Annotated in this window: 10 protein-coding genes; all 10 read right to left on the minus strand. The window is 36.9% G+C overall.

The features are described from left to right. On the minus strand, positions 1-6,124 hold a 6,124-nt coding region (locus tag HMPREF2613_RS07550), incomplete at its 3' end, for a SpGH101 family endo-alpha-N-acetylgalactosaminidase (RefSeq protein WP_083279250.1). Positions 6,125-6,420: 296 nt separating this feature from the next. Continuing rightward, positions 6,421-8,400 carry a peptide ABC transporter substrate-binding protein gene (locus HMPREF2613_RS07555; RefSeq protein ID WP_070479906.1) on the minus strand — a complete coding sequence of 660 codons (1,980 nt, stop codon included), beginning with the start codon at positions 8,398-8,400 and terminating at the stop codon, positions 6,421-6,423. A 198-nt stretch (positions 8,401-8,598) separates the two neighbouring features. Continuing rightward, entirely contained in the window at positions 8,599-9,651 is a 1,053-nt protein-coding gene (locus tag HMPREF2613_RS07560) for a glycosyltransferase (RefSeq protein ID WP_070479908.1), read from the minus strand. Between the two features lie 37 nt (positions 9,652-9,688). Beyond that, positions 9,689-10,786, minus strand: coding sequence for a UDP-galactopyranose mutase (glf, locus tag HMPREF2613_RS07565; RefSeq protein ID WP_064276687.1), 1,098 nt, complete (start codon positions 10,784-10,786; stop codon positions 9,689-9,691). 11 nt (positions 10,787-10,797) lie between these two features. Then, a complete protein-coding gene (locus HMPREF2613_RS07570; RefSeq protein ID WP_064276689.1) occupies positions 10,798-12,210 on the minus strand; it encodes a flippase in 1,413 nt (470 codons plus the stop codon). A 153-nt stretch (positions 12,211-12,363) separates the two neighbouring features. Continuing rightward, positions 12,364-13,317: a glycosyltransferase family 2 protein gene (locus HMPREF2613_RS07575; protein ID WP_064276691.1), complete on the minus strand. Its 954-nt coding sequence runs from the start codon at positions 13,315-13,317 to the stop codon at positions 12,364-12,366. 1 nt (position 13,318) lies between these two features. Continuing rightward, positions 13,319-14,323 carry a glycosyltransferase family 2 protein gene (locus HMPREF2613_RS07580; protein WP_064276693.1) on the minus strand — a complete coding sequence of 335 codons (1,005 nt, stop codon included), beginning with the start codon at positions 14,321-14,323 and terminating at the stop codon, positions 13,319-13,321. A gap of 8 nt (positions 14,324-14,331) precedes the next feature. After that, a complete protein-coding gene (locus HMPREF2613_RS07585; protein ID WP_064276695.1) occupies positions 14,332-15,417 on the minus strand; it encodes a glycosyltransferase family 4 protein in 1,086 nt (361 codons plus the stop codon). Between the two features lie 7 nt (positions 15,418-15,424). Next, positions 15,425-16,261: a LicD family protein gene (locus HMPREF2613_RS07590; RefSeq protein WP_064276697.1), complete on the minus strand. Its 837-nt coding sequence runs from the start codon at positions 16,259-16,261 to the stop codon at positions 15,425-15,427. Between the two features lie 9 nt (positions 16,262-16,270). Continuing rightward, entirely contained in the window at positions 16,271-17,521 is a 1,251-nt protein-coding gene (locus HMPREF2613_RS07595) for an EpsG family protein (protein ID WP_064276699.1), read from the minus strand. Positions 17,522-17,523 lie beyond the last annotated feature (2 nt).

Below are 17,523 nucleotides of genomic sequence, written 5' to 3' on the forward strand. Positions count from 1 at the left end.
TGTATTCTGGAACTTCATTGACAGCTGCTTCTACCGCATTGGCTCCACCTTTGTATTCTGGAACTTCATTAACAACTGCTTCTTCACCTGCTGTTCCAAGTGGTCCTTTATACTCAGGTACATCAAGAATTGGTGCTGCTTCTTCACCTGCTGTTCCAAGCGGACCTTTATACTCAGGCACTTCAAGAATTGGTGCTGCCTCTTTACCTTTACTACTTGTAGGAGCATCTGGTTTCACAGTCTGATCTTGTAGTTGGTTGAGATATTCTGCAAAGTAGGCAACCATTCTTTCAGTCAAGAGATGGTTATCCATAGCATATTTCATGCTAGCTACTACACTTGCTACTTCCTCTTGATTCTCTTTGCTGGTTAATTTTTGAGCTTTTGATAAAGCTGTTTCATAACCTGACAAATCAAGAGTTGTTTCTGCAACCTGTGGACGACTAAATATCAACTCAGCAGCGGCTTGATATCTATCACCACCGTCTCCATAAGTCTTAGTACCTGTCAAAACGATTTTCTTAGCCTTGATTGTCTTACCAAAGTCAATGTCTTTTGGTTTATTGTTATCTGGCCAATCAGTTGCAGTGAAAGTATGTTCTTTACCAGACTCATCTGTCACAACCAGTTTCACATCTCGCAAGTTACCATTTGATCCTGATCCGCGTGGCACATAACGGAAGCCTGTGATTTCTGTCGCTTCTTTCAAGACCATAGTTGCAGGTTTACCAACATCTCCACCATTCCAAGACGTATGCCATAGACTTGATAAGTTACCATCAAAGGCATTTGCTAAATCTTCTCCCGCTTGCGCTGGAGCATTTAGACTTTCAAAGTCTTCTGCTACCAAGGCTGTTTTCTTTTGTACCAAGGCATTCTTCAGAGCGTCAATCTTAGCAATTTCGGCACGCGCTTCTTCTACACTAATGTCATCATCTGCTTGGCTGAGGTTAAAGACAGCCTCCTTCAAGGCATCCATAGATTCCTTGGTATAGTTGGTCATGGCAACCGTTGGCAAATAGTTCTTCAGAGCATTTTCTGTCAACATCTTACCAGTTAGAGTGACTTCCTCAATTTGAAGTTTATCCATGATAAAGTCATTGTAACCACGGAAGTTAGCATTTCCACCAGAATCTCCACGAGTATTGCTTGCGTTACCAGTTGAGTAGATACCAACCCAAGTATCGCCTGTTTCTGCACCTGTTACGAGGAAGGTTACCTTCTTAGCTTTCTTAGAATCTGTCCAAGTATTTGGCAATTCATGCATTTCCAAATTGCTTGCTTGATTACCTCGACGTCCTGATTGGAATTCTCCCTTACCGACTACAAAGGCGTAGGTATTGTCAGAGCCTGCTTCGTATTCAAAGGTTACACGATAAGTCTTACCAGCTTCAAAACGGAAGTTTTGAGGGATTGTTTGGTAAACCAAGTTACGACGACTCACTAGTCCATTTGTCTTCAATGACCAATTTCCTTCGATGACATCATCGACTTTCTTACCATTCCAATCACGTTGTGTATATGGATCATGTTTTTCAGATAAGTGAGTACGATTATCCTCAACTCCTTCGATACCACCAATTACAAATGGGAAAATACCTTGAGCGACATTTTCAAAGTCTTGTTTAAATGTTCCTTTAGCTGTATCATGATTATCTCCGTACATACTTGAATTGTTTTCAAAGGTACGAATTTCATCAAAGTAAGTTGCTTCATCACCAGCTTCACGACTCAAAGTAAGAGTGACATTTGATACATCTGAACCCGTTGTAAAGAAGGCATACATGTTTTGGAAGTAACTTGTATCGTCAACTGTAGCATTGTCACGACGAGTATTATGGGCATAGGCCTTGACATAGTTAAGAGCTAGTGACTTATTGGTATAGCTAGTCACTTCTTTTTCACCAGTATTTACTGTGATACTCGCCTTAGCATTACTACGATTATCAACACCGACATAAACGGCATACTTAGTATTTGGTTTCAAGCCAGTCAGTTTCTGAGTAAGGCTGACTGTGCTCTTATTGCCTTGGATACGAAGCATTTCATTTGCGCCTTGAGATTTGACAATTTCTGCCTTAGAAGCATCACCAGAAATGGTCCAGTGTTTCAAAGTTCCACTGTTAAATCCTTGGTCATAGATGTGCATGCCTTCGCTCCATGACATTTCAGGATTGGTTTGTTTTGAACGGTAGAGAACGTATGGTTGATTTGCAGTAAGATCAAGGGTAATCTTACCATCTTTCACAGCTACTTCCTGTTCTTCAGTCTTACCTTGGTCAGTTAGTTTATAAAGGTAAACCTTACTATTCGCCCAGTCGCTAGGAAGCGTCCAAGTTGTTGCACCAGCTTGCGTATTGAAGTAGTACATTTTTTCCTTATCAGTAGGAAGTTTCTTACCATTCGCATCCCAGTTCCAAGGAGTCAAGTAAGCTGAACCATCTTGGATGACACGTCCGTTGAGAGTTACTGTACGTTCACGGTATTGCGGGCTATTGACATCGTTTGACTTACGAGTCACAACTACTTTATTGTTGTCAGCATCTACCAATTCCACTCGCATTTCTGGAGTCCATTTATAGGTGCTACCGTTATCAGACATGGTAACAGGTGTACCATTTTCCCACTTGCTTACAGTGAAGTGTTGGAAGTACTTGGTCATGACATCATGAGCAAACAAGTTAGTTACATAGCCATTGTAGTCACTTCGTCCTTGCCAGCCTTCAAAGTCTTTCATGCTGTAACCACCTAGAAGTGGATAGTTGGCTGCACCACCGTAACTTCTGTAATCCCCAACCCAAGAATCTTTTTGGTGGTTGCGGATAAAGCGCGTGATGGCACTGTTGATACCTTTATTAGTATAGCCACCATAGGTCAAGTCAGCTGCCCAGTGTTGGAAGGTAGAGTCGTATTCACCACCATGACCCCACTCAATCGCAAAGCGCCAGCCTTGTTTGTTAATTTCTTTAGCAAGAACGTGGGTAGCCCATGCACCATTATCACCTGATTGGCCATTGCCCCAAACGTCCACATAGATAAAGTCGAGACCTTCACCAAGTTTTTTCTTCAATTCTTCCCAACGAGCTAAGCGACCATGCGCCAAATCATAGGCAGCATCAATGTTAATACCTTGGTCTAGCCAGTTCCAACCATAACTATAGCTTCCATCTGGATTCTTACGAAGAATATTTTCGTTAAAGTATTTAGACTCAGGATAAGTTTCAGAAGCGTTGACGTGGATACCTAGATGAGCTCCATATTTCTTCGCTTTCTCAATCAAAGCCTTGAAGTCTTCGACACCACCAATACGTTTACCAATATCAGCATAGTTCAAATGGCCTGAGTCATGACCTTCACTACCATAACCTTTGAGGAGAACACCTTGTCCAAGACCATCTGTATGGAGATTAATCTTCTTGATACCATCCAAGGTCATAAGGAATGGATTTTGTGCTTGAGAACCAAAGTTCATCGCGATACGGTAAGCTGTGATATCCTTGACTTTTTCCCAGCCTTGAGGGTTGTTCATGATACTACGATAAGCAATGGCACCATCTTGCCAGTCCACTTTTTTATCCGCATTAGCATCTTCAGTGATTACAACCTTTGCACTTGGAAGTTCTTTGGTATATTCTGGGAAGACAATGCCCTTATAAGCTTTTTCCCATTGCCACTCAGAACTATGAATTCCGACATAGTTGGCATTTCCAACGGTTTCTTTATAAGCCGTCAAACGGGTCCAGTCATTAGAGCCACCACCGTAACTGTTTTGAGAATTACTCCAAACACCTGCAGCAAGCTTATCTGTAGAAACAAATCCATACATGTAACCCTTAGCCAAATCCTTCATTGGATTGGTTACTTCAATATGATCATCCCCGCTGACATGCGTATTGTTTGACATAGTTGCCCCATCAAACTTAGCACCAGCTTGCTCACTAGAAACAGATACTAAAGCATTCCCGAGGAAACTAATAGTAGAGAGTAATTTTCTTTCATCGTCAATCTTTTGACCTGGAGTGACTTGATTGTGGTTGACAATCTTAGTTACATCAAAATGCAATTGATTGTCCACAACTTGCAGACGAACTGTCATATCCGCATTGATAAGATTAGCCTCATCACGGAGTTTCATTTCATATTCTGCAGTTGTTTCATTAATTTTCTTATAAGTAACCTCAGGGGTGATTCTGTGGTTATTGATAAATACTTGGTTGAACTGTTGAACCTGTCCTGGTAAAGTATGGCCATTTAGCGTATATTCCTTGACACGTGGAAAGGCTTGGTCAATCACTGCTTTTAGGACTTTAGACTGGATAGTATCATAAGTCACTTTACTATCATCTACCACCGCACCAGTTTCTTTTTCAGCAGTAGCTTCAGTATTTTGAACTCCATCCTGATTGTCAGTCTTAATATTTACAACTGTCTTTTCTGTACCATATGTACCAGCTTTAAGTAGGATTTTCTTTTCATTTTTAAGATTTTCATTAACAGCAGCTGGCAAAGTAACCGTATCAAAAAGTTTTACATCATTATTTGTTGCATTCAGCTGACCATCTGATTTTAAGCTAATAGTCAGATGATTCACTGAGCCATTTACTGGAGCTGCAACACGACCACCCTGATACCATGTGCTATTACCTGGTGTCTTATATTCCCAGAACCAACCTTCTTTGTCATATCCAACAAAGACATTATTATTTGTATCTTTAAATTTCAAGAAAACACCAAAACGTGATTTGCCTGTTTCAGATTCTTCTTTGAAAGTGAGATCTACATTCGCATTACCATTTGCATCCACAGTCAATCCTTGTTTTTCAAACAAGGCTGGTTTGCTGGCATTGTCATTTTGATCTGTTGAAGATAACTTATTGTAACGAACACCATTTTCTTCACGAATAGCAACAGTCCCTTGCTGTTCTTTTCTTGCTACAGTTTGCCATTCAGGAGTGACTTCCTTTGGTGTCTCTGGCTTAGCTGTCGCTGGTTTTTCTTCTTTCGGCTTATCTTCTTTTGGCTTTTCTTCAACTGGTTTTTCAGTTTCCTCTAAATTCGCTGGTTTTGAACTAGAAATCCCCTTAATATGATCTTGAATCCATTTTAATTGAGCTGGAGAGAAAAGGATCCCTCCACTACGGACACCGACCACACCATTTTGATGAACGCCAATCAATTTACCATCCGTGTCAAAGATACCGCCACCGCTAGCACCTGGTTGTCCACCTTGATAACCAACTCCTTGAACACCTTCACCATAAGATTCAGCAAAATCCACAGCAGTGTTAATAACTGGCGCCAACTTACCAGCAGGATAGCCAAACATATTGACTTTATCCCCAACTTTCTTAACAACTGGCTTTTCAGTAACTTCAACAGGAGCATTTTCAAGAACTGTACGCAATCTCACAAGAGCCAAATCGTTCTTATAGCCCTTTAGATAACCATCTCTATCCCAGTGAATCACATCTTTTTTACTAAATTTTACATCATCTAAACCAGGGTAGGATATACTAAAAATATCGCCATCCCCTTTATCATTATCCACAACTTTACGGATATTTCCATCTTGTTGATCCTTGATAAAGTTGTGAGAAACAGTCAAAACAAGATCCTTACCAATGACAATACCACTACCTTCTCCTGATGGAGTCTTAATCTTAACAGTAGCTCCATAGTTCAATTCTCCATTTTTTGTTTTGGCAACATCTTCAGGAACTAGACTACCAGTATCTTGTGCTAATTGATCTTTATTTACCTCTTTACCATTATCAGTAGCTTTTTCAACTTTACCTTCTAATTCTTTCGGCAACTTGTCAGTAGTTTCTTTGTTTTCCTTTTCAAGAGCTAGTAACTCTTCTTCAGTTTTTGGTCCATCCGTTGTTTCAGCAGAACCTGGATTTGCTGCTGCAGCTTCTTTATCGAACTCCCGTCCATTATCGCTCGCTTTTTTATCCAAATCAGCCAGCTCACTTGGCAAATTATCTGTTGAGCCAACTGTTGGTGTGTTAGCCAATACTGGAGCAGTAGCAAAAAAACTAGCCCCAATCATAACTGAAGCAGCACCTAGTGCAAATTTACGAATGCTGTATGTACATCGTTTTTCAAAAAATCGTTTATCCATTAACTCCTGATTCCTTTCACCAATCTTCGTAAGCGTTTACATTTCTTATTCGAAAAATACTCCTTTCTATCTGAAAAGTGCAATGCTTAACGTTTATAAAAATAATTACACTTTTAATATAACAATTTTTAATAGATAAAGCAATAGAAAAGCTAGGAAAATTGCTAATTTTTTTCTTAATTCTGACAAAACCATACTCTGAAATTAAGGGGAAAATTGTAACATAATAAAAAGGATTTAGCATTCCTATCGAATGCCAAACCCTTTATCAATCAGTTTCTATAGATGATTAAAATCTATTTCACATGTTTTGCGAGTTCTTCTTGCGCTTTTTTATTGGATTCTTCTTTTTCTTTCATCCATTTATCTTGAGCTTTTTGGTATTCATCAGCAGTAACTGCCTTGTCTTGAAGTTCCAAGTATTTGTAGAGGAGCGGATCGCTTGTCCCCTTGTTACCAGAGAAGGCAAACGGCATCGTAAATGGTACCATCTTAGACAAGATTGGGCGACCAGTGAGTGATGTTGTTGGAATAATCAAGGCACTATCTGTCAACCAAGCTTGGGCTACAGCATACTTATCATAACGTTTTGCTACATCTATTGTCTCGTTTCCAGCTTCAATTACCAATTTCTCATAGTCGTTTAGACCAACCTTCTTAGCTGCAGCATTATCTGTACCAGAATCAAATCCAAGGTAGGTTTTAGTGTTTTCACCAACTGATGGTTTGATAATATCGAGGTAAGTAGATGGATCCGCAAAGTCTGGAGTCCAACCAACATTATCTGAAATATCCCAATCTTCCCCAGCTGCTGTTTCAGCAAAGTAGGTAATATTCAAGACTTCATCTTTTTGTAGTTGTTGAATATCAATTACGACATTATCTGCACCCAAGGTTTCTTCAACCGATTGTTTGAAAGACTGTACACGTTGAACTTTTGTAGTTGCTGTCTGGTCAACTGGCATATCTAGGTGAATTGGGAATTGTACTCCCTCAGCTTGTAGAGCTGACTTAGCTTTAGCAAATTCTGCCTTGGCTTTTTCAGGATTATATAGTCCATCTTGGGCATCAGCAAGGTTCACATCCTTCCATTCATCCCCATAAGTCACCAATTTTTCTTTGACCATATCGCCAAAGTTTTTCCCATCTGCTTGGACAAATGTTGATGGTACAAAAAGATTACGCAAAATTTTGCTTGCACCACTGGCACCGTTCACTTGTGAAGCATAGGCCGTACGATCAAAACCAAAAGCAATAGCTTGGCGGAAATCCTTGTTTAAGAGAGCCTTTTTAGTAGAGGTCTTTTGTTCGTCACTAGTCTTAGAAGTATATTTATAGGACTGGCGGTCAATATTTGTACCAACTAGATAAGTCGTAGAGTCTTGTTGGGTATAGACAATATTGTCCTTCATCGTTTTTTCAAGTTCTGCGAAACTTGCACTTGTTGGATAGAGGCGGGCTGCTGTAAGGCTACCATCTTTAAAGTTTTCTGCAGGTTTGCTGGTATCTTGACCATCCCAGAATGACAATTTTATCTTATCAACATGAACATTATCCTTATCCCAGTAGTTAGGGTTTTTTGCAAATTCAACGGAAGATTTAGCCACAAGAGATTTTAACAAATAAGGACCATTATACAAGATACTGCTTGGATCTGTCGCTTTAGCAAAATCATCCCCTTTTGAGTTCAAAAACTCTTCATTAACTGGTGCCAAGACACCCATTGTTGTTTTAGAATTCCAAAAACTTTCAGGTTTGTTCAAAGTGTATTGGACTGTTTGATCGTCAAGGGCTTTAATTCCAACTTGAGAAAAATCTTTATTTTCCCCTTTAGCATAAGCATCCAGACCCTTGATTGAATCTTGTACCAAGTAAAGAGCTTGTGATTTCTTATCTGTTGCATATTTAAGACCTGTTACAAAGTCTTGAGCCTTGACAGGAGCATATTCTTCACCTTCAGATGTGTACCACTTGGCATCCTGACGAATCTTATAAGTGTAGGTCAAACCATCTTTAGAAACTGACCAGTCCTCTGCCATAGAGGGAACAAGATTCCCATAACGGTCATTTTCAAGCAATCCATCAATGACGTTACTAGTAATGTTTGAAGTAGCTGCCTTGCTGGTTGTCAAATAGTTGAGATTATCTGGGTCTGTCTCGTAGGTAAAGGCGAAGGTCTGCTCACCTTTAGTAGCAGAACCACCAGAACAAGCCGCTAAGACACCAGCTGCTAATAAAGTGACTCCCGCAAGAGCCAATACTTTCCTTGTTTTCATAGTATTCTCCTTTGTTTTTCTATCCATTATAGACCCTTTGCAATCTATTGTCAATATATTTTTCTGAATTTTCATTTTTAGTTGTTATTTTCTGACAACTATCGAATCTTATTTCATTTTTTAATCTCTTTTTAACTATAAGAAAAGAGGGAATCCAGTAACTCCCTCATCCATCTATTTAAATCATTTTTAGATTCATTAATTGAAAGCTTGCAATGCGGAAAGAAGATAAGAACCCTCACGAATTTTTTGACCTACGGCCTTAGCATTTTTGACCAAACCCTGATACTCTTCTTGAGACAAATGTTCCAATACTTCTTCCAAGTCAAGTAAACTCTCAATACTAATTCCACACTCTTTTTCTAAGACGAAATTAGCCAAAGCAGATTGCCCCCAGACAATAATAGGGAAACCAGAAGCCAAATAAAGGGAAGCCTTGTGGGAATTATTGTATCTCAAATACTCACCAAACACTCCGCTACAAGTTTTAGAACTATCACCGTCCCAAACCAAAACAAAGCTTCCTTCTAATGCTGATGGTAGTTCATCTGGAAGAAAGGAACCAAAATAGGTTTCATTGGATAGCTTTCTAGCCTCATCAAAACCAACACCATAAAGGTTATATGCCGGTCTTGCAGGCAACTCATATAAGTAACCTGCTTTTTCTTGGGCTAAATTTCCAGCTACAATAATAGCCCCTTCCTTAGATAAATCTTCTTTATCCTGATAATTCGGGATCAGATAGTCAAAAATGCCTAAACTAACTATTTTTTTCTCAGAAATCCCCTTATCAACAAGCACTGATTTCATAACTGGATTATGAGCAATAAGACCATCAGCTTGTTTCAAAAGACTAGACTCTTGAAGATGAACACGAATCTTATGCTTCAAGGGTACTGTATCCAAATTAGCATAGCGCAAAACTTCTAAATCATGGATAATAAAGTGAACCTTCACTCCTTTACGTTGGATTCTTTTGACTAAATGAGTCGTAAAGAAACTATGATGAAGCATAGGAAATTGAATCAGTAGCTGATCCACTTCCTTCAACTTAGATATAGCCTTGGATAGGGCTTTAGCCTTGTGTCGTTGAGCCTTAATAGTCCCCATTTGATACCAATCATCTACCATCAATAATAAAGGACTATAGCCCTCACGAACTACTATTTCTTCAACATCGTTTCGAGCCTTATTTCCCGCATTTCGTGCACCAGAATCCTTCAAAAATTCTTCTTTTAAATAATATTTCATCGATCAATTTCATCGATCAATTTTATTCTTCATTATCTTATTTAAACTCTTTCTCCACAACCTCAAGAGCACGTTCAATGACTACATGCATGTCGTAGTATTTATAATCGGCCAAACGTCCGCAGAAAATTACTTTATCATTTTGTGCTGCTTCTTCTTGATATTTAGCAAACATGGCATTGTTTCTCTCATCATTGATCGGATAATAAGGCTCATCTCCACGTTTCCAATCAGCTGGGTATTCACGAGTAATAACCGTTTTATCTTGTGTTCCGTACTCAAAATGTTTATGCTCAATAATACGAGTATAAGGAATTTCTCGCTCTGTGTAGTTAACAACTGCATTTCCTTGATAGTTCTCCTCATCAAGAACTTCATGCTCAAAACGAAGACTACGGTATTCTAACTCCCCGTGTTTGTAGTCAAAGTATTGATCAATCATTCCAGTAAAGACAACTTTATTAGCTGATTTTTCCAGCTCTTCACGATTTGCAAAGAAATCAACCCCAAGCTCTACTTCTACATCGCCCAACATGTTTTCAATGATGACGTTATAGCCACCGATTGGAATACCTTGGTAACGGTCATTGAAGTAGTTATTATCAAATGTTAGACGAACTGGTAGACGTTTAATGATAAACGGTGGAAGGTCAGTCGTAGAACGTCCCCATTGCTTTTCAGTATATCCTTTAATCAACTTTTCATAAATATCTGGACCAATCAACTTGATAGCCTGTTCTTCCAAGTTTTTAGGTTCAACGTCCTTCATATGAGCCGTTTGCTCAGCAATCTTATCTTTAACTTCTTGAGGAGTTTTTGTCCCCCACATAGCATAGAAAGTATTCATATTGAAAGGTAGGTTATAAAGGCTACCCTTGTAATTAGCTACAGGCGAATTGATATAGTTGTTAAATTCAGCAAATTGATTAACATAATCCCAGACTTTCTTGTTAGAAGTATGAAAGATATGTGCACCATACTTATGAACATTAACACCTTCTACATTCTCACAGTAGATATTCCCACCAATGTGGTCACGTTTATCAATAACTTTTACTTTTTTTCCACGCTTGGTTGCTTCGTAAGCAAAAATTGCTCCAGACAAACCAGCACCAACGATTAGATAATCGTACATAGTTAACTCCATTATTTCTTAATAATTTGTTTTAGTTCTTTTACATCTACCACTTTCAAAGATAGAATTGTAAAAAGATAAATGATTCCACCAAGCACTGCAAAGACTAGAACATTCAGAGTTGGTGAAAAATGTATAACTGTTTTTGAACCTAGCAGTATACCGTACATGATAGCTGATGCTAGAACAATTTTTGTCATAGATCCGATAATAGGAACTTCTTTTAGGTATCTGCTAGTAAAGTATAATTGTATCGCCCATACTAACGCCTCTGTCAATACAGAAACAATGGCTGCTCCGATATATCCAAGTTTTGGAAGGAATAGTAAATTCAAACCTACACTGATAATGGCAGGAGCTGTTGTTGAAATCATGAATTCTTTATTTTGATTGTGAGGTATCAGCATCTGAATTCCCATGATATTGGTCCAACCGATAAAGAACATACGGAAGATCATAATGGCGATTGCATAACGTGCATCCTGAAAATCTTGACCAAGGAAAAACTGAACAAAATCGTCATTGACAATCAAGATTCCTGCCATCATTGGGAAAATCACTAAATTATAAACGAGGAAGGACATTTCATGCATCTTATTGACTGCCTTATAATCACCTGTCACTAACAAATGAGCGACGCGTGGTAACATAACGCTTCCCAAGGAAGTTACCAAGGTCAGAAGTATATTTACCAACTTTAGAGCCTGATCATAAATCCCTACATCTTTTGTAGAAGCTAATGCTCCGAGCATGGTACGATCAAGCGTAACATACAAGGAAATTGCTACTTGCGGAAGGAACAATAATATGACAGGCTTCACATGATGCCTAGCATATTCTATGTCAAAATGCAGTTTACCGATAAGCTCCTGAGCAGGTAACCACATACTTAGTTGCCCCAAAAGTTCAAATATGGTTAGCAAAAAAACATAGAGATATAGGTCATTTGCAGATTTAACAAAGAGGAAGATTGAAATGACTCCAACGATCTTGACCGTGATATTTCGAACAGTAATCTTTCGAAAATCTTCCAACCCTTGAAAGAGCCAGGAAATGTCTAAACCTTTTGAAACTAAACTCAAGCCTAGAATGTAGGCTACTGGATTTTTCATAACAGGAAGAGTCAGACAAAGAAGAGCATACATGGACATAGAAATAACTGTTGCACCTAATTGCAGAGAGTAGATCCCCCAAAAGTTTTTTTCAATTTCCTTGCGATGTCCTGAAATGACCTTGGTCCCATAGTTAGCAACTCCTAGCGTCGCTAAGAGGATGAAGTAGGTGACAATGGAATTAAAGTATCCGTACGTCCCTAAATCATCCGAAGAAAAGACCCGTGTTACATAGGGAGTCGTAATAATCGGGAGTAAAATCACCAACAGTTGGTAAGATAGATTGTAGGCGTAGTTTTTTAGTACTTTCATCTCAACCTGCCCTATTATAATCAATCAGTGACATTGAAAATCGTGAACGAACATACTTATAATGGGCAATTCTTCTAAACGCTTCTTTCATATTTCCTCTTTCCTACAATTTTTTGACACTTGTTGCAAATTAAATTGGATCTATGTATCATACTATCGTAGCAACAAATACAATTCAGGGCTAAGCATAAAAATAAGGTATTTTAGTTTTAGTTTCAATGATAACTTACTATTCTTTAATAAGTCACTCATTTCGACTCTCAACAACACTTTATCTTTTGAAAAATCTTTTAAGCCTGAGTCAGCTTTTGCACCAATTACTACAAAGCCACCTAATAATTTTTTAGCTTGCAAAGCTTGCTTTAATTCTGGGCTCTGAATGTACTCTCTTTTAATAACTTCCTCATTTTTTGCAACAGCTTTAAAGAAATCATATCTTTTTTCAGTAAATGTTGAACGAACTATACTCCCTTCCCTACGATAGTAATTGTAGGTTTCAAGTGGACTGATCACGATTCTTTCAGCTAAGGCAAGATGTTCTGCTACAACATAAAAATCCTCATAGATTTTCCCGACTGGAAATGGAACGCGCTCCAAGATGCATTTCCGATAAAGTTTTGCACAGGCAGAAACCGTTGCAACTTTGTCATCCAACATTAGTTGTAGAGCCTTTTCTTTTGTAATCACACTCAAGCTTTCATAATCTGACTTCTTAAGATGATGGGAACTATAATCATTATATTTTGAAGTAGCTTTAACCTTTGTTGAAATCAAGTCTGCTTGATGTGTTTCCTGAATTTTCACGATTAACTCTAGAGTATATTCTTCAAGATAATCATCTGGATCTAAAAAGAAAATCCAGTCTGAGCTCGCTTTAGATACTCCAAAGTTACGCGCATCAGATAACCCACCATTTTCTTTGTGGAAAACATGGATATTTTCATATTGCTTTGCATAATCTTCGCATAATAGAGGAGAACCATCTGTAGAACCATCATTTACAAGGATTATCTCAAAGTTTTGATAGGTCTGTTTAATTAAGCTTTCTATCGCATAATGCAGATAGTCTGCAACATTATAAACCGGAACAACGATGCTGATAAACATCCTAAATGCCTCTCTCTTTTTCTTTCTTTTCAGAGTATTTCTTCAAAATCGGATTAAAAATTATCCCCAAAGCAAAGTTAGTCCTATAATTTAAGTAAGACAATCTGTCAAATTTTTTCGTAGGAATATAGTCATATGAACTTTTCTCAATTTTGCTATATAGTTCCTTCAAGAGTGTTTCGGAATCGTTAACCATCCAAGACAAGTCAACCTGCAAACTGATGAGATAAACTAAGGTTTCAGAAACTACTCGGTTTAAAACGGGTTCACTTTCAATTTTTGTAAAATAATCTAGAACTGAATTTGTAACAGTCAAATGATAACCGACATTCCGCTTCATACTCTCGATATTCATACTTTGCTCTGGTCTACCTATGTAGTATTGATAAATATCATAATTCCAATAACTGAAACTATGAACATACTCCAAAGGAAAGAGTGTGTATTGAATATCAACATAAAATGTTTTTTCACTTAAACGAATCTTGTTTTCCGACAAGATTGATGTCTTATAAGTAACCGAGTGCATCGGGATGCGAACGTCCGGAATTCCCTTGTGTTTTTTGCCAATTTCATACTTATCTACGAAGTCATTTCGTACCGTAGTATTGTTATAGACATGCTGCTCTGTAAAATCTGTAATCACCATATCTACATCAACAGTTTCAAGAGTATCTAAAAACTTTTCAAATTCTGATGGAATAACCCAGTCATCCCCATCAATCACTTTAAAAAATTTCCCCTTTGCTTCTTGAATACCGCGATTGATTGTCGAACCATGACCGCCGTTTTCTTTTGTAATGACACGGCCATCTAGCAACGAATCTTTGGCTAGTATCTTTTCTGCTACTAAAGCCGTATCGTCTGTACTTCCATCATTGACAACCAGTACTTCAAATTTATTTTTATAATCCGGGTGTACTTGTTGAAAAGACTCCAGCCCTTTTGAAATGTAGTCCTGAATATTATAACTGGGCATTACAATTGTTAACAAACAATCCTTCATCCTATCTCCTAAATCGTCTCAATTAGTTCAAGCCACTGCTTGAGAATTTTATCTTTATTAAATTTATCCAAATTGTCTTTTGCATGTTCTGAGAAAGACTGTCTCAAAACTTCATCTTCCATCAGTTCAAGCAATTTTTCGCTCAACTTGTCCGTATTATAACACTCAACCAGATATCCATTAACTCCATCTTCGATAATTTCATTAGGTCCTGTCGGACAACTGAAGCTAACTATAGGAAGATTGTATTGTTGAGCTTCTAACAATACCAAGGGTAAACCTTCGTAACGAGAAGTCATGACATAAATCCCTTTATCTCCATAAATCAAATCCTGATTTTTTTCAAGTCCTTTTATGACTAACTTTTCCTGTAAACCATTTTCGTTGATTAAATCTCTGATTTTGTCTACTTCATCTTGATCGCCGGAACCGTAGATTTCCCAAATCCAGTCAGACCTTTTAGCTAACACTTTTTTCGCGACTTGAACAAGATAATCATATCCTTTTTGATAATCGAAGCGACCTACTGTTACAATTTTCGCTGACTCATCGTTATAAGCTACATTGGAAATACCATCATCTTTCCAATTATAGATGTAATCAATTTTTTCCTCAGAAATACCATATTTTTTTATGTAATTTCTACAATCTTCTTGTGTGAGAGTAATAATCTTGTCTGCAAATTTAGCACCAACATATCTCTGGACTTTTTGAGAAAATTCTCTATTATCCGTAATTGAATTAGTATGATCACACAAAACTACTTTAGTTTGAGTCCCTATTCCTGCAAAAGATAAAAATACATTAGCGGATATCCCTATCCCAAAGGCTACCTCTATCTCATTATCTCTAAAATATTTTTTTAACATTTTTGAGATTTTTAAAATATTCTTAGACAAGCGTACTCTATGGTCAAAAAAGTTGGAGTATTTTACCTGAGAATTGATTTTAAAGAATAAGTCCGATTGCTTTGTTGTAATCCCAATCAAATGAACTTCATACTTTTTTGTAAGTTCGTTTGCTAACGATATAGCAACTCGCTCACCGCCACCAGAGTCATCCAAAATCCATTTCACTAAAGCGATTTTTTTCATGTTTCAACTACTCCCATTCTTCATTATCACCAAGAGATATTATCTTATAGTGATGTTGGTTTCGCTTATCTTCTGGAGGTAACTGCATATAATTCTCTCCATAAATTGCTACTAAATATTCTTTATACTTACGAGGACAACTCAGATCAATCTCTTCAAACTTTAATGATACTGGATCTCCAAAATAATCTGAAGGTACGATTTCTCTAAGTTTATATGCTCCTGTATAATTTCCTGCAAAAGCTTCCTTAAACGAATATTTTTTTAACGTTTGTAAATATTTTTTCTGTGCCCAGTTAAAAGAAATAATCTTTTCAATATTAACAACGTTCGCAAAAGCAATAATTATCTTCTCAATTAATGGTCGATTTTCTTTTTTCTGATTCACCAAACTATTGAATTGCGAGAGTTGAACCATCATCCTAGCGTACAAGTACCTAAAAGAATGAATTTTTTTCTTTAAAACATTAGATGGCATACCATCCAACGGAAAAATGTCTATCCACAAACTTTCTACCAATTCTTCTTTACTATAATTCATGATAATTTTTGTAGAATCATCTCGGATCACAGAGAAAGCTTTTTTGTAGTTTAATGTATCTTCGCTTAAAAACTTGTAGTTTTCTGGCAAAACATTTGAAGCTATTTTTTTAAATTTTTCATAATCTTCTCTTGGCATGCCAATATCGATGTCATCATCCCAAGGTATGAAACCTTTATGACGTACCGCTCCTAGCAAGGTTCCCCCTAGAGCATAGTAGGTTAGGTTATTTTCTTCGCAAATATTAATAAACTCTTTCAAAATAGATAAAATCTTATCTTGAATGATTTTGATATCCGACATACTTTCCTCCTAAGTAAAAGGCAAGTCTGAAAAGAACTGATAAATGTTCTTTAAAAGAAGATCCGTTTTACTATAATCGATAAAATCAAAAGGGAAATTCTTATTATAGAAAAAACCTGTGATAAACGATATACTAAGCAAGCTAAGCTCTAGGCCATAAACTAGGCTACGATTCGATAAGATTTTCAACTGCGCTCGATATGTAAACAATATGAATGAAGAAATTACAATCATTGGCAAGAGTAAAAAAAGATTCCTATCATATATATTTCGAAACGGCACAGACCCCATTGATAATAATGTTAAATAATAAGTCATCTTGACAAAAGATATTTTCCAATCATCAATCTCTTTAATAGTTCTACTCAAAACAAAATATTGAATTAAAAATAAAATCATTAGAACCACACCAATATATAACCTCACTGTTAGAGTAGTATTAAAGAGCTCTGCATACGATGCGTTATCAGAGTAAATATCAATTTTTCTAATAAAAGATTGAAAGAAACTAATACCCGTCCATTCTGCAAATATTGGTGTTAATTTTATTATGATTGGAAAACCCAATAAAACAAGTAAACTCTTTCCTAGCGTAATCTTTTTCAGGTAGAAAAAAATGAATCTCAGAGCAACAAAATAAACAACAGCCGAATGAATGCTTATTGGAACTATGTACCATAGCATCATCCAATTCTTTGTATAATTATATTTCGATTCCAAATACATAATTAACATTATCAGAGAAATTGCCATACAAAATCTCATGCCACTAGTGGTATATCTATAGTTATTTAACAAACAAACTGTAATTAGAATCAGAATATAGGTTAACTTAGAGTAGTTTTTATAGGACTTAAACAAATCAACAACAACATAACCAAAGCTAAAATATGTCACAAACGCTGAAATAAAACTAAGCAAACTATAATGATGAGTATTTCTGACAAAATACATCAATGAAGTAAATACCGGAACAGAACCATAATCATATCTACCAACTCTAAATCCTGATGCAAAAGCTTGAAACATTGAAATAATGTTATCAAAATTAGTTAGTACTTGTGTTGCTCTAAAATGAAACGCTCCATCATCTAATGGATGAGGGATATAACGCAAAGCTATTATAGAAATCGATAAACACGCAAGTACTAAATAAGTTACCGAAAACCTTCTGTCGTTTACTATTCCTACCATGCTTAAAAACAAAGATAAAACTGGGAAGACTAAAAAAATTAAAAAAGTAAGTAATAATAAAATCATGA

Origin of the sequence: Streptococcus sp. HMSC070B10 (assembly GCF_001808665.1) — a bacterium.
Classification (GTDB): Bacteria; Bacillota; Bacilli; order Lactobacillales; family Streptococcaceae; genus Streptococcus.